The following is a 22,853-nucleotide window of genomic DNA, read 5'->3' as shown; positions in this document are numbered from 1 at the left end:
CCTAGCGCGTGAACGTCAGCGTGTGCTGCGCCGGTCCGGGCAGCAGCGGCGCCGCCCGCCCGGTAAGCCAATCCGTGCGGCCATCGAGGAAGTATGGCGACAACGGATGGCCGCTCTGACCGCCCGGCATATTGAAGACGCCCTGCTCTTCATGCCCGGGCGACACCACCAGCCGCTCGGACTGGCCAAACGTCGGCCCGGCCACGCGCGGCATGTGCTGATCGCCCGGCAGCCTATCCGGCGCCACCTTCAACTGCCGGCCAAATAGCGGAATCACCGACGCCATCGGATGCGCGCTGGCCGCCGTATTGCGCTGGCCCCAGGTGGCATCCTTCAACGGCTGCCCATCTTTGGTCAGCTCCGCGATCACGCGATCCAGCGCCGCCACCTGCAAGGCCTGCCAGTCCGCATACTGCGGCGGCAACCAACCGGCCGGCTGCTGATCCAGCAAGCGCGCCAGTACCACCGGCCAGCGCGCGCTGACCGACGCCATGGTCGCCTTGGGATCAATCTCCGCCAACTGCGCGTTGGCGCCGCCGTACAGCAAGTCATACACCGCGTACATGAAACCGCGCGTGATGCGATAGCCCACCGAATCCACACTGGCCTTGCCGCTCCAGCTGTCCTTCAACAGCGCCAGCGCCTCGGCGCGCTGCGCGTGGCCGGCCACCGCCCTGGCATCCAGCGCCGCCATTGCCCGTTCGCGCCACGCGGTCAGGAACACCGCCCGGTCATCGAGACCAATCGCATACACTTTTTGCACATCCGTCTTCGGTCCGAGCGCCGTCAGGTCGTCACGCACCTGATGTGTGCGCGCACCGAGATCAAAGCCGCCATCGCCGATCAGCGCCGCCCCCTCACCCGCCAGCTGGCGGCTGTTGGCCGTACCGATCTGCCCCTGAGGCGGATTGACCACCTTCGGATACTCGTCCGGCGCCAGCCAGCCTTGCCAGCGGCCCGCCGCATCATCGGCCGTCATCGGATAGGTGGACGCCACACCCGTTGCGCCACGGCGCGGCAGCGGACCGGCGATGGTCCAGCCGATATTGCCCTTGTCATCGCCGCCGACAAAATTCTGCGCCGGAATGCCCAGCGTCGGCGCAATCGCCAGTGCCTGCTCCAACGTGTCGGCAGATTCCAGCTTGCCGGCGTTGAAGTTGACGGCGCCCGGCAGATGCGCCGCCCAATGCACCGCATAACTGCGGCCCAGCACCTCGCGGACCGGCCCCAGTGGCGTCTCGCGCACCGCCAGTTTTACCGCTGGCGCGCCCTTGACCAAAATCGTCTCCTCGTGCACCACCGCCGCCTTGAGCGCCTTGCCATCGAGCGCGATCAGGTCCAGGTAATCGCCATAGCTGTTGGTGAAGCCCCAAGACACGTGGCCGTTACTGCCCACCACCACGAATGGCGCGCCGGGCAGCGTCACGCCCACCATGCGGCGCTGGCCGCCCTTCCCGTCCGGGAACTGCAAGGCGGCGCGATACCAGATGGCCGGCAGCTGAATGCCGAGGTGCATATCGTCGGCGACGATGGCCGCGCCGGTGTCGCTGCGGCTGCCGGCCACCGCCCAGTTATTGCTGCCCACCGTATTGAGGAATTCGGCCTGCGCCATCTTTAGCGGCGCGCCGGCATCGGCCCCGTTCGGCTTGCCCCACCAGGCCGGCGCCGCCGCCGGAACGACCACGTCGGCGGCGGCGATGGTTTGCGCATCCAGCGGCGCGTCCCAGGGCGTCGACTCCGGCGCCAGGAAAGCGCGCTGCTCCTCGGTGGCGTGGTCGCGGAACCAGCCGCGCGCCAGTTCGCGCGACTCCAGGTTGCCCTGCAAATCGAAATACATCGCCCAGATCACCAGCAGCGTATCGGCCGGCGACCAGGCGCGCGGCGGCAGGCCCACCAGCGCATATTCGAACGGCCTGGTTTTCAGTGCGTGGAGACCGTCGTTGACGCCGGCCACATAGCGGTCCAGCAGCGCGCGATCGGCGGCCGGCATCGACTTCAGCGCCAGCTCGCCGCGCGCGCGGAAGCGGTGCAGGCGGTGCGACTTATCCAGCGGCAGCGCACGGTCGCCAAACAGCTCGGACAACTCGCCGGCCGCCACGCGGCGCAGCAAATCCATCTGGAAGAAGCGCTCCTGCGCGTGCACAAAGCCGGTGGCATAGGCCACGTCGCCGCGGCTGCCGCCGCTGATGACCGGCACGCCATGCGCATCGCGCGCCACGCTGGCCGTGGTTTCCAGGCCCGCCGCCTGGCGCGTGCCCTCCAGCTGCGCCAGACTGCCGCGCAAATACCACCAGGCCCCCAACACCGCCAGCACCAGCAATATCAGCGCCGCCAGTAAGATCCGCTTCGACCACTCCGCCAGTCCGCTCCTGCGCATACCATCTCCTTAAAGATCGCACTCCCACGTTTCGTTGACCATGTCCTGGCCAAACGCGTGCACCGGCTCGCGCGCCACCAGCTTGTAGCCCTTGCTCTGGTAGATGTGGCGCGCTTCCTTTTGCTGGTCCGTGGTCCAGAGACGCATCTTACGGTAGCCGGCCGCGCGCGCAAAGCGGTGGCACTCGTCCACCAGCCGCGATCCCAGGCCGTAGCCGCGCGCCTGCTCCTCCACCAGCAGCAGCCGCAGTTTGGCCACGCCCTCCTCGCCGCCGCGCGCCACCGCCACCGATCCCACCGGCTGGCCATGCATCTCGGCGATCCAGCAGTGCTCCAGCGCCGGATCGAAATCGCGTTCGAAATCGGCGCAGATCTGGCCGACCAGCGCTTCAAACGTGTCGTCCCAGCCCTGCTGCGCTGCATACAGCGCGCCGTGACGGCGCGTGATCCATGCCATGTCGCCAGCGCGGTGCGGGCGCAGCACGAAGGGTTGCGCGTATTTGAGGCCGGACTCGGTATCCAGCAGCTCGCGAATGGTGCGCATCGCATCCAGCATGCGGAGCTGATCCGCCTCATCGAAACGCGACAGCATATCGCCCACCTCCTCGCGCGAACGGCGGTCCAGCGGCTCGTAGACGGCGCGGCCATGCCCGGTGAGGTGCAGCAGCTTGGAGCGGCCGTCGGTGGCCGACGGCACCTTGCTGACCAGGCCCGCGCCTTCAAACTTGGCGACGATGCGGCTCAGGTAACCACGGTCCAGTCCCAGATCGCGGCACAGCGCGGCCGATGGCTGGTCGCCATGGTGCGCCAGTTCGTACAGCACGCGCATCTCGGTCAGCGTGAATTCGCTGTGCAGCAGGCCTTCCCGCAGCACGCCGATCTGGCGGGTGAAAAAACGATTGAACGAACGGACCGCGGCGACGCGGTCGTTCAACACAGGGGCAGGCATGGGTACTCCGGTCATTTCACATGCGCCGATTGTGCGACAGATTGCTGACTCAGTCAACAATCACGCTATTCCACCGCCGATGCTGTTAAAGTAAGCACAACACGACTACGCGGCCCCCGGCCGCCCGATGCCATGTTGCCCGCCCCGATACCCGATTACGACAAGGAACGCCTCGCCGTCCTGCGCGACATGCTCATCCTTGACACTCCGCCCGAAGAGCGCTTCGACAAAATCGTGGCCTTCGCGGCGCAGGAGTTTGATGTGCCGATCGCGCTCATCTCGCTGCTGGACGAAAACCGCCAGTGGTTCAAGGCCAAGGTCGGCGTCGACATGTGCGAAACCGCGCGCGACATCTCCTTCTGCGGCCACGTCATCCTGCAGCCCGACCTGTTCATCATTCCCGATGCGCGGGCGGACGAGCGCTTTGCCGACAATCCGTTGGTGACCAACCCGCCGCATGCAATCTTCTACGCCGGCGCCCCGCTCAGGATGCCATCGGGTTTCACCATCGGCACGCTGTGCCTGATCGACCACACACCGCGCAACCTGGACGCCACCGAAATGGCGATCCTGACGTCGCTGCGCGACTTGCTGCTGGAAGAACTGGCCGATCGCTCGGAGGCGTCATGAACATGCTGCTGGTGGAGGAACAGAACCTGCTGCGCAAGACCGTCTCGATGACCGCGCGCTCGCTCGGCCTGGGCACGGTGCACGAAGCCGCGACCGTGCAGGCGGCCGAGCGCATGCTGCGCGAGCGCGCCTTCCAGGGCGCCGTGATCTCGATCGACTGTGGCGCGGAAGGCGACTGCCACTACAACCTGGCGCTGCTGGACAAGGTGCGCAACGGCCTGTCCGCCAGCGACGCCGCCATTCCCATCGCCGTCATGGTCGACCAGGCGACGGCGGAGCTGATGCAGGAATTGCGACAACGCCGCGTGAACCGCGTCATCCTCAAACCATTCCGCGCCAGGATCCTGCTGGAAGCATTCGAGTCTTTTGCCGCGCCGGCGCCCAAAGCGGCCCAGCGCACAGAGATCGGCGCAGCGCGCGCCTAGCATGATGGCTTGTGCAAAGGAGCGATCATGGACGATATACCCGACATGCAGGACTGCATCGATGCCTGCACCAACTGCCATCAAGCCTGTCTGCAAACCGCGCTGACGCACTGCCTGCAAATGGGCGGCAAGCACGTGGCACCCGAGCACTTTCGCCTGATGATGGACTGTGCCGCCATCTGCGAAACCTCGGCCAACCTGCAACTGAGCGGGTCGCCGTTCAGCGCCCGCCTGTGCGCGCTGTGCGCCGACATCTGCCACGCCTGCGCGGAAAGCTGCCTGGAACTGGACGGCATGGAAGAATGCGCCCGCGCCTGCGAAGCGTGCGAACGCAGCTGCCGCGCCATGGCCGCCTGATCAACCCAGGCGCGGCTGCGTCAGCAAATCGCGCCGGGTGTCCGAGGACTCGGGCGTGGTGCTGTCCTCGGTCAGGATCCCCATCACATACTTCAGCACCTGGGTGGAGCGGGACACATGTTCATCGGCCGTGGCGCCGATCATGAGGCCGTTCTGATAGCTGATCCGCGTATCGCTGACGCGGTCTTCGCTAACGTGCTTGAAATAGTAGTTTTGTGACGCGCGCGTATCGTCCAATGCCAGCGGCGACGCCGTCAACGGCTCGTGGAAGCTGGCCTCCAGGTGCGCGTGGCGGTGCTGCGAGATCGCGCGGTTGGCCTGATCGCGGCCGCCGACCAGGGTCTGCTGCGACACCTGATAAGAGAACGTATCGCGCTCGCCCGGCCGCATCGGATTCGGCGAGGTCGGCGTGTCGGTCATGGACGCGTTGAAGTCCGGCAGCGCGGACAGCAGCGCGTGGTCGTCATCCGATAAATTAATCGGCAGGCTGCTGACCGATGTTTCGCTCGACGGCTGATAGGTCAACTGCTGGAACGCCGCCGTGAACGTGGCCAGCGTGGCGCCATTCGCGTGGCCCCGGGCTCCGGCTTCCTGGAACTGTTTCAGATAGGCGTCCAGCCCGGCCTTGCGCCGCTGCGCATTGCCCATGATGGCCTGCTGGCGCAGATCGACGCTGATGTTGACCTGGCCGTCCGGCCCGTCCGCGCTAAATGAGCGCGTGGTCCGATCGGCATGGAAGGTCTGCTTCTGCACCAACGCGCCATTGGCCTGCGTGGTGGCCTGCAGATCAATGGACGACACCAGCGAAGGATCATACTGCAGCAGGCCATCAAAATCCGGCTGCACCGCATTGCCCATGCCGTCGATGGCGTTCTGAAAACCGTTGGCCAATCTGGCCAGCGCGGCACGGTCGGCAGCGCTCATCCTGGCGCTGCTGTTGACCTGGAGCGCCAGGCTATTCCCCTTGCTCTCCAGGTTCACCTTGACGCTGATGCCGTCTGACAGCTTGATGGTCAAGGCGACTTTGTACACGGTTTGCGCGCCGACCGACGGATCCGCATTCACTTGCGATACCGTCTGCGAAAAGTCACTGGGATCGGTGCTGAAACGGCTCAGCGCTGCAGCGCCCAGGCCATCAAAACGGGCGAACACCGGTTTGGCGCCATAGTTAACCGTCATGCGCGACGTGATCGCGTCACTTGATTTAACCTTCCACGTCAATGCGCTGCCCAGCGGTGCCTGCATGCTCTGCAAGCTGCCGGACGACGCGCCATCCGGCGCCGGCGGCAAGGGATCCAGCGTGGGAGTCGCGCTCTCCCGCACTTTGAACACCGGCGGCAAAGAAAGGACGCTACTGCTGGCCAAAGGGGATATTGTAGTCATAACCGACAGTAGCGACGCAATCCAGACCAACATTAAATGGGACCACGCGATGAACGACTACACGTTCTACCCACTGACGGTGACAAAGCGCGCATTTCCTCTTGGCCACAAAATGGTACGATCCGGCCAACGCTTCCACCATCATTCCAGCAGCCTCACACATGAAAGTCGGCATATACGCAAACCGATGTGATACAGATACCCAACACATCTCCTTTTCATTACACCAGCCCTTCACAGCCTTGGGCAACGCCCTCGAAGGCGACTACGGCGGAGCGATGGAGCACCTGTGGATCGATCTGGAACTCATCGAATACTGGTCCAAGCCCGACGGCACACCGCGCCATCCTTTTCGATTCCAAAAACGCGTCTCGGGCCGCTCCCATTTCGGGCTGCCGCCAATCGACGACAAGTACAACGTCGGCCACTACAGCGTCCGGCCGGATTTCTCCCTGCTGACATCACTGAACAGCGAAGAGGTCGTGCCCTATGTCCTGTCCTTAATCTACGCCTCCACCGCCGGACTCGCCGATAAAAAGAAGAGAATCGGTGAGTTCGACCTGCCCCGTTTTCAGCGCCACTACCGCGAAGAATGCTCGCGATTGGGCTACGCGCTCAACGTGGTCCTTCCTGGCGATGCGTAAGGAGTTTCAGGAATGCGTTTTGTCTACCGCCGTTCAACCGCCTGGATGGCGATCAATCTCGCCGGAATGGCAGCCTTCCTGCGGCTCGCCCTTTTACTGGTTGTTCAAGATCGTCAGTCCTCGCCCGAAAACAACTACTCGCAGAGCGCGTCCCCGCATCGCCACGCAAATCTATGAAACTTGGCACACTTAAAGGTATTGGACACAATTTCGCTGATTCATTTGCAAGTGGATTGGGGTTACTGATCGGATACTACGCGATGAATGTGTTCGCCGAGGCGGCAGCGGCTGACGAGGGATACTTGATCGTCGACTTCATCACTGGCGCGACATACGGCGCTCCCGCTTCAGAAAGTTTGCAACGCGCTGTCCACCTCTACCGCGATACCCTGCCGGAGTTCTGCGAGCGGCATGGTGTAAACGCAGGTGATATTCGCGTCCTGCAGGTTCGATTTGGCACTGACGTGGTTCATGGCCCGCATTTCACAGTGACCGTAGAAAATCACGCCGGCCGCAGATCAGTCGACCGATACGTTGGAATACCAGGAAAGCGACTGCATCGCGCGCGCAAAATGTAGTCTGCTTACTTGACCATTGTATTATTTAGCGCTTGCACGATGAGCAGCTTCGGTCAGTAAATCTCGCGCGCCACTTCGCGGACGGACTTGAGCAGCAGCTCGGCGCCTGGCGACAGGATGTGGCCATCCACGGTGATGATGCCGTAAGCGTCCATGCGGCACGGCAGTTCGATCGGCAGGATATTCAACACGCCCTGCGCTTCGTAGTACTGCGCCACCGCGATCGGCATCACATTCAAGGCGTCCGTCTGCTGCAGCAGCGGTTTAATCAGCAGCACGGCGGTGGTGTCGACCACGTTGACCGGCACCTCCAGGCCCGCGCGACGGAACATCAGTTCACACCGCGCGCGCAGAATCGAGCCTTGCGGCGGCAGGATCCACGGCTGGCTGGCGATGTCGCGCAGCTGCAGATTTTTGGACTTCATCAGCGGATGGCCGACGCGCACCACCGCGCATGCCGGTTCGTCGCCCAGTTCCTCGTAGCTCAGCCCCTCGGCGCTTTGGCGCTCCGGAATCCGTCCGATCATGAAGTCCAGACGGCCCCGTTGCAGCTGCTCCAGCAGCACGTTGGACTGCTCCATCTCCACGCCGATGCGCAGCTTGGGCGCCTGTTGCTTGGTGCGCGTGATCGCCTGCGGCAGCAGCGCGATCCCCGGCGTCATGATGGTGCCAATGTCCACCTGTCCGGTCAGGCCGGCCTTGATGGCGACGATATCTTCGTGTGCCAGCGAGAGACTGGTCAACGCCATGCGGGCATGGCGTATCATCGTCTCGCCGTAAATGGTCGGCTCCATGCCGCGCGGCAGCCGGTCGAACAGCTGCACGCCCAGCATCTCTTCCAGGTCCTTGAGCTGCTTAGACGCGGCAGGCTGCGTCATGTGCAATTCCTCGGAAGCGCGGTGGATGTTGCGTTGTTCGTCCAGCGCGATCAGCAGCAGCAGCTGGCGCGTTTTCAGGCGCGCGCGCAGGAACCAGTTCGGATTAGTGTCCATGGAAAAATGATACCATATTCGATATTAATTATTATTCAAAACCACAAGTCTTGGTATCACGCGGGAAAAGCGGCAGCGCGCTCTCCACCAGTGTTTATTTTTTAGTCGTGCGCATCGTCATGACGCGTTGTACGACGCAGAAGATGAACAGCAGGCCGCCGATCACAATCTTGGTCCACCATGAGCTCAGCGTCCCGTCGAAAGCGATCAGGGTCTGGATCGCGCCCAGCACCATCACGCCGGTCAGCGCGCCGGCCACGTAGCCGTAGCCGCCGGTGAGCAGCGTGCCGCCGATAACGACGGCGGCAATGGCGTCCAGTTCCGTGCCCTGCGCGTGCAGGCCATAGCCGGACAGCATGTAGAACGAGAACAGCACGCCGGCCAGCGCAGCGCAGAAGCCGGAGAAGGCGTAAATCAGCACCTTGGTGCGGGCCACGCGCAATCCCATCATCAGCGCCGACTGTTCGTTGCCGCCGATGGCGTAGATGGCGCGGCCGAACGACGTGCAGTGCGCAACGTAGATGGCGCCGGCCAGCGTGACCAGCGCAATCAACGCGCCCGGCGAGATGAAGCAGTCGCCAATCGGCAGCTGCGTTTGCGACAGGGCGACGAAGAACGGATTGTCGATGGTGATGGAGTTAATGCTGATCAGGTAGCACAGGCCGCGCGCCAGGAACATGCCGGCCAGCGTCACGATGAACGGTTGCAGCTTGAAGTAATGGATCATCGCGCCCATCGCCGCGCCAAACACGGTGCCCAGGGCCAGCGCGATGGCGATGACCAGCAGCGGATGCCAGTGCCAGGTGTGCAGCATGTAGGCGCAGATCATGGTGGTCAGCGCCAGCACCGAACCGACCGACAGGTCGATGCCGCCGGACAGAATGACGAAGCTCATGCCGACCGCGATCACCAGCAGGAAGGCGTTGTCGATCAGGAGGTTGAACAGCACCTGCACCGACAGGAAGCCAGGATAGGCGGCGCCGCCGGCACCCAGCAACACCACCAGCAGGAAGACCGTGATCAGCGACGTAAAGTATGGGGACGATGTGATGGACCGTGCCGGCAGGCCGGCGACGTTGGTGGTGCTCATGCTGCTCATTGTGCTTTACCTCCGCGGGCCGGAAACGCGCGGCGCCACATGGTTTTGAATTCCGCCGACTGCGACACGCAAATTACAAACACCACGACCGATTTGACGACCATGTTGACCTCCGGCGGCAGGCCGATGGAGTAGATGGTGTAGGTCAGCGTCTGGATGATGAGCGCGCCGATCACGCTGCCGGCCAGGCTGAATTTGCCGCCGGCCAGCGAGGTGCCGCCCAGCGTGACGGCAAGGATGGCGTCCAGTTCCAGCAGCAGGCCGGCGTTGTTGGCGTCCGCGCTCTTGATGTTGGAGGTGATCATCAGGCCGGCCACGCCGGCGCAGGCGCCGCAAAACACGTAGACGGTAAAGATCAGCACCGCCGTTTTCAGGCCAGCGAGCCGCGCCGCCACCGGGTTGATGCCGACCGACTGGATGAACAGGCCGAGCGCCGTTTTCCGCATCAACAGCGCGGTGACGATAAACACCGCCGCCACGATGTACAGCGAGAACGGCAGGCCAAACAGGTAGCCGCTGCCGAGGAAGAAGAACGGCTTGTAGTAGACGGTGACGATCTGACCATCGGTCAGCAGCTGCGCCAGGCCGCGCCCCGCCACCATCAGGATCAGCGTGGCGACGATGGGTTGCAGGCCTAGGCCGGCCACCAGCGCGCCATTCCACGCGCCGCACAGCAGCGCCGCGCCCATGGCGGCGGCCAGCGCCATCCACATCGGCGTGTTGGCCACGTATTCCGGCACGCCGTTGTTCATGACCATGGTGCCGCCGATGAGCATCGCGGCAACGGTGCCGCTGATGGCGACGGTGGCCCCGACCGAGATGTCGATGCCGCGCGTGGCGATCACCAGCGTCATGCCGATGGCGGCCAGGATCAGCGGCGCGGCGCGGTTGGCGATGTCGATCACGCTGCCGTACAGGTGGCCGTCCTTGATCTCCAGGTGGAAGAAGCCGGGGATCATGATGAAGTCGATCAGCAGCAGGATCGCCAGCGCGGCCAGCGGGCGGAAGGTGGGATGGTGCACGAACATGGGCAGACTGGTTTTGGTTGGCGCGCCGGGGACGCGGGCGGCGGGACTATGCATGCTGGTCCCCCGCCGCGATCACGTGCAGCACGGAGGTTTCGTCGAGCGCGCCGCGCGGGTATTCGCCACCTTGCTTGCGGTCGCGCATGACGACGATGCGGTCGCTCACGCGCAGCACTTCCGGCAGTTCGGAGGAGATGAACAGGATGGACATGCCTTTCTTGCACAGGGCGGAGACGTAGTTCATGATTTCCTGCTTGGCGCGCACGTCGATGCCGCGCGTCGGTTCATCGAGGATCAGCAGTTTGGGATCGGTCACCAGCCAGCGCGCCAGCAGCACTTTCTGCTGATTGCCGCCGGAGAGTGATCCGATCGGCGTTTCGATGCTGGCGGTCTTGATGCCAAGCGCCTTGACGTATTCTTCCGCCAGTTGCTGCTGGCGTTTCAGCGGGATGGCGCGCAGGATGCCCATGCGGGCTTGCAGCGCCAGGATCAGGTTTTCGCGCACGGACAGGTCGAGGATGGCGCCTTCGTGCTTGCGGTCTTCGGAGCAGAAGCCGATGCCGGCGGCGATGGCGTCGCGCGGGGACGAGAAGTTGCGGTCCTTGCCGTCGATGTGGATGCTGCCGGTGTCCGCCTTGTCGGCGCCGAACAGCAGGCGCGCGGCTTCGGTGCGGCCGGAGCCCAGCAAGCCGGCAAGGCCCAGCAGTTCGCCCTGGCGGATTTCCAGGTCCATCGGCTGCAGTGCGCCCTTGCGGCCCAGGCCCACGGCGCGCAGGAAGGCGCCGAAGCGCGAGCCGCCAGCGTCTGCGCGCAATGCGGCCTCGGCACGGTCGGTATCCCAGGGTTGCGGGGCGGCGGCGACTGGCGCAGCGGACGGCGCGGCTTGCGCGGCGGGCGCGCCCACCATCTTGTTGACCAGCTCAACGCGCGACAGCTCGGAAGCCAGGTACTCCCCTTCGCGCTCGCCGTTGCGCATGACGGTGATGCGGTCCGAAATCGCATACGTCTGGTCCAGGAAGTGCGTAACAAACAAAATCGCCATGCCCTGCTCCCGCAGGCCGCGCAGAACACTGAACAGCAGCTCCACTTCCTTCTCATCGAGCGAGGAAGTCGGCTCATCGAGTATCAGTACCTTGGCCGATACCAGCAGCGAGCGCGAAATCGCCACCATCTGCTGAACCGCCAGCGGATACTGCGCCAGCGGCGCCGTCACATCGATCCGGATCTGCATCCGCTCCAGCAGCCCGGCGGCCTGCGCCGCCATGCCCTTCCAGTCGATGCGGCCGAACTTGCGCGGATAACGGCCAATAAAAATATTCTCCGCGACCGACAAATTCGGGCACAGATTCACTTCCTGGTACACCGTGCTAATACCGTGATGCTGCGCGTCCAGCGTGGACTGCGGCTGTATCGACTGGCCAGCCAGCAGGATCTGGCCGTGGTCCGGCGCATGAACGCCGGTCAGCACCTTGATCAGCGTCGACTTGCCGGCGCCGTTCTGGCCCATCAGCGTATGCACCTCACCCGGATACAGATTGAGCGACACGCCATTCAAGGCCTGTACACCGGTAAAGGCCTTGCTGATGCCGCGCAGCTCCAGCACCGGGCGCGCGGGGGCGGATGGATTCATCGTCATCAGTATTTACGGTTCGGGAATTCCTTGGCCGCGACTTCGGCCGGGAACACGCCCTCCTGCGTCACCACGCGCTTCGGCACCGGCTTGCCGGCGGCGACATCCTTGGCAAGCTGCATCAACTGAGGGCCGAGCAGCGGATTGCACTCCACCGTCACATTCAGCTTCCCGGCCATCATGGCCTCGAACGCGCCTTTCACGCCATCGATGGAGATGACGATGATGTCCTTGCCCGGCTTCAGGCCCGCTTCTTCAATCGCCTGAATGGCGCCGATGGCCATATCGTCATTGTGCGCATACAGCACGTTGATCTTCTTGCCCTCCGCCTTGAGGAAAGCCTCCATCACCTCCTTGCCCTTGGCGCGGGTGAAGTCGCCGGTCTGGGAGCGGATCACCTTCAGCTTGGGATTGCCGGCGATGACTTCCTCGAAGCCTTTTTTGCGGTCCAGCGCGGGGGCGGAACCCACCGTGCCTTGCAGCTCGACGATATTCAAAACGGCATCGGGCGTTTTCTTCTGACGCTCCACCAGCCAGCGGCCGGCGCGGCGGCCCTCTTCCACGAAGTCGGAGCCAAGGAAGGTCACGTACAGCGAAGGGTCGCTAACCTTGACGGCGCGGTCGGTCAGGATGACGGGAATCCTGGCGCGTTTCGCCTCCAGCAGCACGGTATCCCAGCCCGATTCCACCACCGGCGAGAACGCGATCACGTCCACGCGCTGGGCGATGAAGGAGCGGATGGCCTTGACCTGGTTTTCCTGCTTTTGCTGGGCGTCGGCGAATTTGAGGGTGATGCCCTCCTTCTTGGCCGCGTCCTTGATCGAAACGGTGTTCGCGGTGCGCCATTCGCTTTCGGCGCCCACTTGCGAGAAACCGATCACCAGCGGTTTGGCGGCAAACGCCGACGGCACGCCCAGGGCGGTGACGGCGGCCAGCGCGGTGGCCAGTACGGTTCTGCGGTTGCATGTCATGGCAAGTCTCCAGGTGAATTTTTTCTAATGTTATTCGATCCAATACTATGAGAAATACAAATATCTATCCAATGATATTTTCGCATCTTGCGATATTATTTTTGATATATCAGCGCAGCAGGCGCAGGCCGTATAATCCGCCCGCCACGGAGCCGTCGCGGGCGACAAAGCGCACCACCAGCTTGCCGGCCCTTGCCGGGCCAATGGGAACAGGGTAATCGCGGCTGTAGAGTTCCTGCGGCGCGCTGGCGTCCAGGCGCACTTCGGCCAGCAGTGCATCATTGATAAGAATATCGAAACGGCGGCCGGCATCCCGTTTTGAGTATGTCAGGCGCAGGACGCGGGCTTCGCCTTTGGGATCGCTCAGCTCGTAGCTGAACCAGCCTTTTGCCTGGCGCCAGTGCTGCCCCCTGTGGATGCCGGCGTCTCCGCCCTCCGCCTTGAAGCCATGATCGGACTCCGGCTGCTGCTGGCCGGGCGCCACCTGGTCTATGGTTTGCGCGTCCAGCGCGAGCCGCTCCTTCTCATCTTGCGCCGCCTTGGCACGCCGCTGCTGCACGCCTTGCGGCGTGGCGTACGGCCAGTAGACCACGTAGCGCGCGTCGTGCACGCGGAAGAACGGCACCAGCGTGGTGGTCCCGGCTTCTATCGACTGCACCAGTCCCGGTGCGGTGAAGGTCAACGACCGGCCGGGCACGGGACGGAAGCGGCTCGCAAAGGCCGTATTGTCGCTGACCAGCATTGGCGCGCGCTCCAGCGGACATACCGGGCCGTGGGCGATGTGGCCCATGCGGCTATCGTCGGCAAAGTAGTTCAGCTGCTCGCCGGGGAAGGGATTGGTTTTGGCGGCCAGTACCAGCGGGCCATGGAGCACGGCGTAGTAGGCGGATTTGTCGGGCATCTGTTCCAGCCGCGTCGTCATCGGCAGGTGGATGTCGACCTTGTCGCCGTCGCGCCATGCGCGGCGCACGTTCACGTAGCGGTCCGCGCCGATGGCGGCGGCGACCGGCTTGCCGTTGACGGCGATGCTTAAGGCGCCCTGCGCCACCCATTCCGGATAGCGGATCTTCAGCGTAAAGGTCTTGTTGCCCTTGATGGTGAGCGTGCTGCGGTCCTCGTCCGGGAAGCGGTTGGCCTGGCGGACTTGTATGCCCTGCTCGCGCCAATCCAGCATGGAAGGGATGAACAGGTTTACATACAGGTTGTCGCCACGATGGGCGTAGATGAATTCTCCGTACTTGGCGTGGCTTTCGAGGCCGGAGCCGACGCAGCACCACATGGCCTTTTGCGGCTGCGAATACACGCGGTAGTGGTTGGGCCGCATCGGCGTGAAGTAGACGAAGCCGCCGCTGTCCGGCCGCTGTGCGGACAGGATGTGATTGTACAGCGCGCGCTCGTAGTAGTCGGCGTAGCTGCCTTTGGCGTCGCCGAGGAACAACAGCTCGGTGAGCTTGAGCATATTGTAGGTGTTGCACGTTTCCGGGCCTTCGACTTCTTCGATCATCGGGCCGAAGTCCTTGTCGTCGTGGAAGTGCTCCTTGACGCTGTTGCCGCCGATGGCGACGGTGCGGTGATCATGAACTGTCTGCCAGAAGAACGCGGCAGCCTGCTGCCAGTCCTGGCGGCTCGTGATGTCGCCGATGCGCTTGAAGCCGATCACCTTGGGAATCTGCGTGTTGGCGTGCAGGCCGGTGAGCTGGTCCTTGCCGTCTTCCAGCGGCCGCAGGATGGCCTGGTGCGAGAAGCGGATGGCCAGGTCCATGTATTTCTGCTGACCGGTCATGTGGGCGACGTCGGCCAGGACTTCGTTCATGCCGCCGTGTTCCGCGCGCAGCATGGATTGCAGTTGTTCGTCGCTCAGTTGCGCGGTGAGCGCCAGCGTCCAGTCGCACAGCGCCACCAGCATCGCGCGGGCATCCTGGTTGCCGGCGTAGGTGAAGGCGTCGCGCAGGCCGGCGTAGGTTTTGTGCAGGTTATACCAAGGTACCCATTTGCCGTTGACGGAGAAGTTATCGGCGTGCAGTTTGCCTTGGGCGATGTCGCGCCATGCGGCCGCGCCGCCGGGGACGCCGCCGAGGTAGCCGTTACCGTTAGCCTGCTGGCAGCGTTGGAGTTCGGCGACGCAGTAGTCCAGGCGCCGGCGGACTTGCTGGTCGCCGGTGGCGGCGTACATCAACGCCAGCGCGGACAGATAATGGCCGCCCATGTGGCCATCCAGGCCGCTGGATTCCCAGTTGCCGTAGGTTGGCTGCCTGATCGGCAAGCCGGCTTCGCGCAGGAACGGCGCCAGCAGGCGGTCCGGGTCCAGCGACAGGATGTACCGCAGGTCGGTGCGCTGGGCGTCCAGAAAGATGCCAGGGCCGAGGCGCACGGCGCTCAGCGGGAACAGCGCCGCCGTTCCGGCCGGTGGCGCGGACTGCGCTTCGGTCGCGCCATCAGCGGCGCCATCTGCGGCACCCGCAGCGGTGGCTGCGATGGTGTCGCCGGCCACGGCATTCGCCGCAGTCCCTCCCTTGGCCGCAGCGGATGCCCCGGCGTTGGCGGATGCCGCTGCCGCAGTGGCATTGCCGGTGCTGGCCGCAAACGCGCCATGCGTGGCCACGGTTGCCGCCGCGCCGGCGGCCAGCTTCAGGGCGCGGCGGCGCGATGGCCGTGCGCTGGTGCTCGACCGCCTGTCGGCGCTTGTTGCGTTTGCAGCCGGAGCCACGCGCTTACTCCACCGCCACCACGACCACCGCCTTGGCCGGGAGCCGCATCGTCAGCTTGCCGTCGGCGCCGGCGGTGGCATTGAATGGCACAGGCTTGATCGCGTTCGGCGCCTGGAAGGTGTTATGCGTGTCCATGGCGGACGCGGTCAGCAGCTTGCCGGTAGCCGACTTGATGCCCTGGCCAGCGACATTGACCGCCACCTCGGTCTCCCTGGTCGGGTTGGTGTTGACCAGCGCCAGATACAGCTTGCCGTCCGTGCCGCGCGCCGCCGAGGCGCTCACGCCCGGCACTTTGAGGCTGTCCACGCTGTAGTCGGGATTGTCCTTCAGCGCCACCGGCAGCGAGGTCGCCCCCTGGAACGGCACATACATCTGGAAGGCGTAATAGGTCGGCGTCAACAGCATCTTGTCCTTGTCGGTGATGATCATGGCCTGCAGCACATTGACCATCTGCGCGATATTCGTCATCCGCACGCGATCTGCGTGGGCGTGGAAGATGTTGAAGTTGAGCGCCGCCACCACCGCGTCGCGCAACGTGTTTTGCTGGAACAGGAAACCGGGATTGGTGCCCTTCTCCACGTCATACCACGTGCCCCACTCGTCCACCAGCAGGCCCAGTTTCTTCTCCGGATCGTGCTTGTCCATGGCGGCGCTGTTATTCTGGATGAAGGTATCCATGCGCAGCGTGTTGGACAGCGTAGAAATCCACTCCTTCTCCTGGAAGCCGGTCGATGCGCCCTTCGTGTCCCAGTTGCCGGTCGGGAGGGTGTAGTAGTGGAAGGTGATGCCGTAAGTTTGCTTTTTCAACTCCTTGCTCAGCACATCGGACCACGTCACGTCATCGCCGTTGCCGCCGCTGGCGATGATCTTCGGGCGATACTGCTTGGGCGCGCGCAGGAAGGTTTCGGTCTGCTTGTACAGGTCCGAATAGTACTGCGGGCTCATATTGCCGCCGCAGCCCCAGGACTCGTTACCGACGGCGAAATACGCCACCTTGAACGGCTTGTCGCGGCCATTCTTGCGGCGCAGGTTGGCCAGTGTGGACTTGCTGTCGGAGGTCATGTACTCGATCCACTCCGACATCTCCTGCGCGCTGCCGGTGCCAAGGTTGCCGTTGACGTAGGCGTCCGCGCCCAGCAGATCGACCAGGTCGAAGAACTCGTGCGTGCCAACGGCGTTGGATTCGTCGACGCCGCCCCAGTTGGTGTTGACCTTGACCGGACGCTTCTCGCGCGGGCCGATGCCATCACGCCAGTGGTACTCGTCGGCGAAGCAGCCGCCGGGCCAGCGCACCAGCGGCACGTGGATATCCTTCAGCGCGCCGACCACGTCGTTGCGCCAACCCTTGGTGTTGGGGATCTTCGATTTCGGACCGACCCACAGGCCTTCGTAAATACCGGTGCCCAGGTGCTCGGCAAACTGGCCGTAGACGTCCTTGTTAATCACCGCGCCCGGTTTGGCGGCGTCGATGGTCAGGCTGACCGGATTGACCGCAAAGGCGGCGCCGGCGGCCATCATGCACAGGGCGAATACGCCGCGTTGGATTGGATTCACTCTCAGTCTCCTTGGTTTTTATAGTTGAATGACAAAGCCGCCGTGCGGCTTGATGGTTACCGCTACTTTTTTGCCGGCGGCGATGGGGCGCTGGGTGAAACTGCGCTCGCCATCGCCATCGGTCATGATCATGCCCTGCTTGTTGCCGATGAAGGACAGGTCCAGCATCAGCGTTTTGTCGGCGGTGGTGCCGTTGATGCCGGCGATGTACCAGGTATCGCCGGCGCGGCGGGCGATAACGGCGTACTTGCCCGGATAACCTTCCACCAGGCGGCTGTCGTCCCAACTGCGCGGCAGCTTTTGCAAGAAGGTCTTGACGTAGTCCGGCACCGTCGCCATGCCCTCCGGCGTCTCGGCAAAGTGCTGGATGCCGGACAGGTACAGCACCGACGTGGCCAGTTCAAAGCCGTTGCGGGTAGACCGCTTGATCTTGGGGATGTCGCCGAACACCATCGGCGTAAAGTCCATCGGGTCGAACAGGTTGCGCGTGAACGGCAGCATGGCGGCGTGGGTCGGCATCAGGTCCTGGTCCTTCTGGCCAAAGGTGACGAACTCAAAGCCGCGTATCGCTTCCATGGTCATCAGGTTGGGCCAGGTGCGCGCCCAGCCGCGTGGCAGCGTGGAGCCGTGGAAGTTGACCAGCAGGCCGGCGTTGGCGGCGTCGCGCAGGATGTCGTTGTAGTAGGCGATCATCGACTGGCCGTCGCCGGCGAAGAAGTCGATCTTCAGGCCCTTGATGCCGATGTCGGTCAGCCGCTTGAACTCCTTTACCCGCTGCTCGTGCGTGAGCAACTGGCTCTTGGGCGAGTACTCGGTCTTGTTCCATCCGCCGGACGAGTTGTACCAGAGGATGAGGCCTACGTTCTTTGTGGCGGCGTAATCGGCCAGCTGCTTGATTTTTTCGTAGCCGATCTTGCGGTCCCAGTCGGCATCCACCAGCGTGTAGTCCCACTTCATGTCGGCCGCGTAGTCGATGAATTGCTTCTGCACGTCGTAGACGATGGAGTCGTCTTTCAGGATCACCCAGCTCCACGAGGCATGACCAGGCTTGACGCGCGCGGGGTCAAAGGCGATCGCGGGTGCCGCCAGGTCGGTGCCCAGCGTGGAGTTGGTGACGGTGGCCAGCGATCCAAGCGCGATGATGCGCCATGGCGACGTGAGCGTGCCCTGCGTTTCGGCCATCAGGCCGCCGTTGGTGAAGACTTCGGACGGCATCGGGTTGCCGATGCTGTATTTGCCGCCGGGGGCGTTCTGCGCGAGGCGCGATGCCTGCCAGCTGCCGTCCATGTCCGCCTCGGAGATGGCCAGCCAGTTGGCGCCGGTCCGGAACAATGCGGGGAGCACCCATCCTGCTTCGGACGGCGACGGCGTGCCGGCCGGGATCTCCATCTGGTAGTGCTCTTCGTAGGATGGATTAGTGTTGGCAAAGCCGGTCTGCGCCACCGCCATCGGCTGCAGCCACGCCTGGGCGCCAGCCGGCAGCGCGAAGGTGGTGTGTTCCTGCACCAGCTTTTTCAGCGGCAGCGTGGTGTCGGCCACGATGTAGCGGAACGCCACGCCGTCATTCGAGACGCGGAACACGATGTCGATCTTCTGCGCCTTGGCGTTTTGCAGCGACCAGGTTTGTTCATTGGCGCGGTAGCTGATGTCCTTGCGCTTGCCCACCGCCATCTGGTAGTGGTCTTCCACCACACGCGGCGCGGAGGCGGCAACCAGCGTCAGGCCGTCGGTCAGGTCGGCGCCGGCCAGTTGCAGGCCAAGGTCGGATGGCAGCAGCACCGGCTTGCCGTCACGGGCGATGGCATACGTCAGCCGGCCCTCGGACTGGCGGACGGTAACGGCGATGTGCTTGTCCGGGCTGCGCAGCGCGGCTGGGGCGTGCGCGGCGATGGCGGCCGGCGTGGCGACGGCCACGGTCACGGCCATCGCGGCGGTGGCGCAGGTCAGCGCCTTGACTACGGTTGTCTTCAACATGTTCCTACCATTTATCTGATGGTTGCGATACCCCGCCGCGTCGATGCGCGCTGTCTCCGGGGGCGAACGGTGTTGCTACTGCTTGCGGCTTATACCCAGCCCGCGTCGACGATGAATTCCTGCGCGGTGCACATGGCGCCGTCGTCGGCGGCCAGGAACAGCACCATCGATGCCACGTGCTGCGGCATCAGCTTGTTCTGCAGGCACTGGTTGCGCTTGATGTCTTCCTCGCCGGCGTCATCCAGCCACAGGTCGATCTGGCGCTGGGTCATCACCCAGCCCGGCGTGACGGTGTTGACGCGAATGCCATGGGCGCCGAATTCACGCGCCAGCCCGCGCGTCAGGCCGTGCGTGGCGGCCTTGGTGGTGGCGTAGGCAGGATAGCCGGCGTTCTTGACGTGCCAGGAGATGGAGCCGATGTTGATGATGGAGCCGCCCCCCTTTTTCTTCATGCCTTCCAATACGGCCTGGCAGGTGAAGAACATGGGACGCTGGTTGACGGCGATGCACTTGTCCCAGAATTCCGGCGTGACGTCGGCCGTTTCATGGCGCTGGTCGTTGGCGGCGTTATTGACCAGGATGTCGAAGTCGCCGACCACGCCGGCCATGTCGGCCATGGTGGACTGCAGCGCGGGGATGTCGGTAATGTCGCACTGGCGGAACAGCGGTTCAGGATAACCGGCTTCCTTCACGCGGCGGATCAGCGCCAGGCTGGCGTCGCGCGCGATGTCGACGAAAGCCACCTGCGCGCCCTGCTCCGCGAAGGAAATCACCATGGCTTCACCGATGCCGGTGCCGCCGCCGGTGATGAATACGCGCTTGCCGCGCAAGCTGCCGAACCTGGCCAGTTGTGTCATACAGTCTCCGTGATTATTCTGTCACCCCGGCGAAAGCCGGGGCCCATACTGAGCATGCGTTCTATGGGTCACGGCTTTCGCCGCGACGACGCTGTTTTAGTTACGGGTCAATTCACCGTCGCGGCGCAGCCAGGTGGCGCTGCCGTCGTCACGCAGGACTTCCGGCAGCAACGCTTGCGACAGGTTCTGATAGCACACCGGCCGCAGGAAGCGCGCGATCGCACCGGTGCCCACCGACGTCGACCGCCCGTCGGAGGTCGACGGGAACGGACCGCCATGCACCATGGCGCTGCTGACCTCCACGCCGGTCGGATAACCGTTGGCCAGAATGCGGCCCACTTTACGCTCCAGCACCGGCAGCAGCGCGCGCGCCGCGTCGATATCGCCTTCGTCCATTTGCAGCGTGGCGGTCAGTTGGCCTTCCAGCTTCTCAGCCACCTGGCGCAGCTCCGCCACATCCTTGCACACCACCACCAGCGAGGCCGGACCGAAGATCTCTTCCTGCAGCGCGTGCTGCGACAGGAACGCCGACGCATTCGACACGAACAGCGCCGGCGCCCCCTTGCCTTCCGCCTGCGGCGCCAGCGCCAGCGTCTTCACGTCCGCATGACCGGCCAGCTGGTTCACGCCACGCGCGAAATTGCCGGCGATGCCAGGCGACAGCATCGAGCATGCCGCGCCGCCCACCAGCGCCTGCGAGGCGGCAGTGGTAAAGCGCTCCAGATCGGGACCATCAATCGCCAGCACCAAGCCGGGATTGGTGCACAGCTGCCCCACGCCCATGGTCAGCGAAGCGGCGAAACCGGCGGCGATATCTTCGGCGCGGTTCTTCAGCGCCTGCGGCAGCAGAAACACCGGATTGATCGAGCTCATTTCCGCATACACCGGAATCGGCACCGGACGCGCGGCGGCAGCGGCCATCAGCGCCATGCCGCCGCCACGCGAGCCGGTGAAGCCGACCGCCTTGATGGCCGGATGGCGCACCAGCTCAATGCCCAACTCATTGCCAACGCCAGTCAGCAGCGAGAACACGCCGGCCGGCAGGCCGCAGATCTCCACCGCCTTGACCACCGCGCGGCCCACCAGTTCCGAGGTGCCGGGATGGGCAAAGTGCGCCTTCAGCACCACCGGGCAGCCGGCGGCCAGCGCCGACGCGGTGTCGCCGCCAGCGACAGAAAAAGCCAGCGGGAAGTTACTGGCCGCGAAAACAGCCACCGGGCCCAGGCCGATCATGCGCATGCGCAGGTCGGGACGCGGCGGCGTCCGTTCCGGCAGCGCCTTGTCGAAGCGCACGTCGTTCCACGAGCCTTCGCGCAGCAGGTTGGCAAACATTTTGAGCTGGCCGACGGTGCGGCCGCGCTCACCTTCCACGCGCACGCGCGGCAGGCTGGTTTCTTCCATCACGCGCTCGACCAGCACATCGCCCAAGGCCATGATCTGGTCGGCGATGGTCTCCAGGAAGCCGGCGCGCTGCTCGTCGCTCAGCGAACGGAAGGTGTCGAAAGCCTCCTCGGCCAGGCGGCAGGCCTGGTCGATCTGCGCCGCGTCCACGGTGCGGAACTCGGGCTCAATGACCTGGCCCAGGGCCGGGTTGTATGCGCGGACGCCAGCGCCCGTGCCCTTGACGGCTTTGCCGCCAATCAGTGCATCACCAGTAATCATCATAATGTTTTCACTTTCGCGACTTCGGTTTTGAACACGGACAGCTTGTTGCGCAGCGCCGGGCCAAACTGCGGCGCTTCGATTTCAAAGGTTTCGCCAGGCTGCACGACGATGTTGTCGGCCACGCTCAGGGTGGCGGTGCCGAAGAAGTGCACGTGCACGTCGCCGGGACGCTTGAACAGCGGGTACTTGAAGTGGTGGTGTTCCAGGTTGGCGATGGTGTGCGACATATTCTGTTCGCCGCTGAAGAACGGCTTCTCCCAGCGCACCTTGCCTTCCTTGTCGTAGATGCGCGAAGTGCCCTCGACACTGGCGGGCGCCTCACCGACCAGCAGCGCCGGGCCAAGGCCGCAGGCGCGCAGCTTGGAGTGCGCCAGGTACAGGTAGTTCTGGCGTTCGGTCACGTGGTCCGAGAACTCGTTGCCGATGGCGAAACCGACACGGTATGGCTGGCCGTCGTCGCCGATCACGTACAGGCCGGCCACTTCCGGCTCTTCGCCGCCATCCAGCGCGAAGTCCGGCATCGACAGGTCCTGGCCGCTGGCGGCGACGATCGAGCCATCGCCCTTGTAGAACCACTCCGGCTGCACGCCGGCGGTGCCGGCGGCGGGCTTGCCGCCTTCCACGCCGAGGCGGAACATCTTCATCGAGTCGCTCAGCGATTCGACATCGCCGCCGATTTTCTTGTGCATGGCGTCGCGGGTGTCGGCGGAACCGAGGTGGGTCAGGCCGGTGCCGGTGACGTAGGTGTGGGCGTGGTCGGTGTGATCCAGCGGCGGCAGCAGGCGGCCGGCGGCGGCCACGGCGCCGAACGACGCGGTCTGCGTGCCAACCGACTTGTCCACCAGCGCAGCCAGGCCGACCGATTTGCGGATCGCATCCAGGGCCAGCGCGTAGGTGGTGCTGTAGCCGTCGATGATGCGGAGGGTATCCTGTTCCAGCACGCCGACCTGGCGCGCGCCTTGTTCATTTTTGAATTGTACGAGTAGCATGTAAAGTCTCCTAAGCGCTGTCGTTCCGGCACAGGCCGGAACCCATG

At 64.2% G+C, this 22,853-nt stretch carries 21 protein-coding genes; 7 read left to right on the top strand and 14 right to left on the bottom strand.

Features of this window, described 5'->3' with window-relative positions; translation table 11 throughout:
- Window position 1: 1 nt before the first annotated feature.
- On the bottom strand, window positions 2-2,377 hold the full coding sequence (locus tag FHW58_RS03920; protein WP_179671741.1) for a penicillin acylase family protein: 2,376 nt from the start codon (window positions 2,375-2,377) through the stop codon (window positions 2-4).
- Window positions 2,378-2,386: 9 nt separating this feature from the next.
- Window positions 2,387-3,325 carry a bifunctional helix-turn-helix transcriptional regulator/GNAT family N-acetyltransferase gene (locus FHW58_RS03915; RefSeq protein ID WP_179671740.1) on the bottom strand — a complete coding sequence of 313 codons (939 nt, stop codon included), beginning with the start codon at window positions 3,323-3,325 and terminating at the stop codon, window positions 2,387-2,389.
- A 132-nt stretch (window positions 3,326-3,457) separates the two neighbouring features.
- Between FHW58_RS03915 and FHW58_RS03910 the strand changes: the two genes are divergently transcribed.
- Genes FHW58_RS03910 through FHW58_RS03900 form a run of 3 tightly spaced genes read left to right on the top strand, consistent with a single transcriptional unit; the run spans window position 3,458 to window position 4,737 of the window.
- A complete protein-coding gene (locus FHW58_RS03910) occupies window positions 3,458-3,955 on the top strand; it encodes a GAF domain-containing protein (protein WP_179671739.1) in 498 nt (165 codons plus the stop codon).
- On the top strand, window positions 3,952-4,380 hold the full coding sequence (locus FHW58_RS03905; RefSeq protein ID WP_179671738.1) for a response regulator: 429 nt from the start codon (window positions 3,952-3,954) through the stop codon (window positions 4,378-4,380). The genes FHW58_RS03910 and FHW58_RS03905 overlap by 4 nt, the downstream gene beginning before the upstream one ends.
- A gap of 27 nt (window positions 4,381-4,407) precedes the next feature.
- Entirely contained in the window at window positions 4,408-4,737 is a 330-nt protein-coding gene (locus tag FHW58_RS03900) for a four-helix bundle copper-binding protein (protein ID WP_179671737.1), read from the top strand.
- Here FHW58_RS03900 and FHW58_RS03895 read toward each other — a convergent pair whose 3' ends face one another.
- Window positions 4,738-5,916 (bottom strand): hypothetical protein, encoded by a 1,179-nt coding sequence (locus tag FHW58_RS03895; protein WP_179671736.1) that lies wholly within the window; start codon window positions 5,914-5,916, stop codon window positions 4,738-4,740.
- Here FHW58_RS03895 and FHW58_RS03890 point away from each other — a divergent pair.
- Genes FHW58_RS03890 through FHW58_RS03875 form a run of 4 tightly spaced genes read left to right on the top strand, consistent with a single transcriptional unit; the run spans window position 5,915 to window position 7,342 of the window.
- A complete protein-coding gene (locus FHW58_RS03890) occupies window positions 5,915-6,313 on the top strand; it encodes a hypothetical protein (RefSeq protein ID WP_179671735.1) in 399 nt (132 codons plus the stop codon). The two genes, FHW58_RS03895 and FHW58_RS03890, sit on opposite strands and share 2 nt — an antisense overlap.
- Window positions 6,282-6,764 (top strand): hypothetical protein, encoded by a 483-nt coding sequence (locus FHW58_RS03885; protein WP_179671734.1) that lies wholly within the window; start codon window positions 6,282-6,284, stop codon window positions 6,762-6,764. Before FHW58_RS03890 ends, FHW58_RS03885 begins: the two co-directional genes overlap by 32 nt.
- 12 nt (window positions 6,765-6,776) lie before the next feature.
- Window positions 6,777-6,941: a hypothetical protein gene (locus FHW58_RS03880; RefSeq protein WP_179671733.1), complete on the top strand. Its 165-nt coding sequence runs from the start codon at window positions 6,777-6,779 to the stop codon at window positions 6,939-6,941.
- The gene (locus tag FHW58_RS03875; RefSeq protein ID WP_179671732.1) at window positions 6,938-7,342 is read left to right on the top strand and encodes a hypothetical protein; all 405 of its coding nucleotides are present in this window, start codon (window positions 6,938-6,940) and stop codon (window positions 7,340-7,342) included. Before FHW58_RS03880 ends, FHW58_RS03875 begins: the two co-directional genes overlap by 4 nt.
- A 53-nt stretch (window positions 7,343-7,395) precedes the next feature.
- On the opposite strand, the gene FHW58_RS03870 is transcribed toward FHW58_RS03875, so the two are convergent.
- The 11 genes from FHW58_RS03870 to araD1 form a co-directional block, all read right to left on the bottom strand.
- A complete protein-coding gene (locus FHW58_RS03870) occupies window positions 7,396-8,334 on the bottom strand; it encodes a LysR family transcriptional regulator (protein WP_179671731.1) in 939 nt (312 codons plus the stop codon).
- A gap of 94 nt (window positions 8,335-8,428) precedes the next feature.
- Window positions 8,429-9,424: a galactofuranose ABC transporter, permease protein YjfF gene (yjfF, locus tag FHW58_RS03865; protein ID WP_179671730.1), complete on the bottom strand. Its 996-nt coding sequence runs from the start codon at window positions 9,422-9,424 to the stop codon at window positions 8,429-8,431.
- Between the two features lie 5 nt (window positions 9,425-9,429).
- A complete protein-coding gene (locus FHW58_RS03860) occupies window positions 9,430-10,461 on the bottom strand; it encodes an ABC transporter permease (RefSeq protein WP_229265168.1) in 1,032 nt (343 codons plus the stop codon).
- Window positions 10,462-10,507: 46 nt separating this feature from the next.
- Window positions 10,508-12,094, bottom strand: coding sequence for a sugar ABC transporter ATP-binding protein (locus FHW58_RS03855; protein WP_179671728.1), 1,587 nt, complete (start codon window positions 12,092-12,094; stop codon window positions 10,508-10,510).
- Entirely contained in the window at window positions 12,094-13,059 is a 966-nt protein-coding gene (locus FHW58_RS03850) for an ABC transporter substrate-binding protein (protein ID WP_179671727.1), read from the bottom strand. Before FHW58_RS03850 ends, FHW58_RS03855 begins: the two co-directional genes overlap by 1 nt.
- Before the next feature lie 109 nt (window positions 13,060-13,168).
- A complete protein-coding gene (locus FHW58_RS03845; RefSeq protein ID WP_373996623.1) occupies window positions 13,169-15,766 on the bottom strand; it encodes a beta-L-arabinofuranosidase domain-containing protein in 2,598 nt (865 codons plus the stop codon).
- A 4-nt stretch (window positions 15,767-15,770) separates the two neighbouring features.
- A complete protein-coding gene (locus tag FHW58_RS03840) occupies window positions 15,771-17,321 on the bottom strand; it encodes an alpha-N-arabinofuranosidase (RefSeq protein ID WP_373996622.1) in 1,551 nt (516 codons plus the stop codon).
- 18 nt (window positions 17,322-17,339) lie between these two features.
- The gene (locus FHW58_RS03835; RefSeq protein ID WP_179671726.1) at window positions 17,340-19,295 is read right to left on the bottom strand and encodes a glycoside hydrolase family 97 protein; all 1,956 of its coding nucleotides are present in this window, start codon (window positions 19,293-19,295) and stop codon (window positions 17,340-17,342) included.
- An 89-nt stretch (window positions 19,296-19,384) separates the two neighbouring features.
- Window positions 19,385-20,152, bottom strand: a complete 768-nt coding sequence (locus tag FHW58_RS03830) for an SDR family NAD(P)-dependent oxidoreductase (RefSeq protein ID WP_179671725.1) — start codon at window positions 20,150-20,152, stop codon at window positions 19,385-19,387.
- A gap of 96 nt (window positions 20,153-20,248) precedes the next feature.
- Window positions 20,249-21,817: an aldehyde dehydrogenase (NADP(+)) gene (locus FHW58_RS03825; RefSeq protein WP_179671724.1), complete on the bottom strand. Its 1,569-nt coding sequence runs from the start codon at window positions 21,815-21,817 to the stop codon at window positions 20,249-20,251.
- The gene (gene araD1 / locus FHW58_RS03820) at window positions 21,814-22,806 is read right to left on the bottom strand and encodes an AraD1 family protein (RefSeq protein WP_179671723.1); all 993 of its coding nucleotides are present in this window, start codon (window positions 22,804-22,806) and stop codon (window positions 21,814-21,816) included. The genes FHW58_RS03825 and araD1 overlap by 4 nt, the downstream gene beginning before the upstream one ends.
- Between the last annotated feature and the right edge of the window lie 47 nt (window positions 22,807-22,853).

The sequence above is a fragment of the Duganella sp. 1224 genome (assembly GCF_013408245.1).
GTDB lineage: Bacteria > Pseudomonadota > Gammaproteobacteria > Burkholderiales > Burkholderiaceae_D > Rugamonas.
This window is presented reverse-complemented; position numbering and strand designations above follow the sequence as displayed.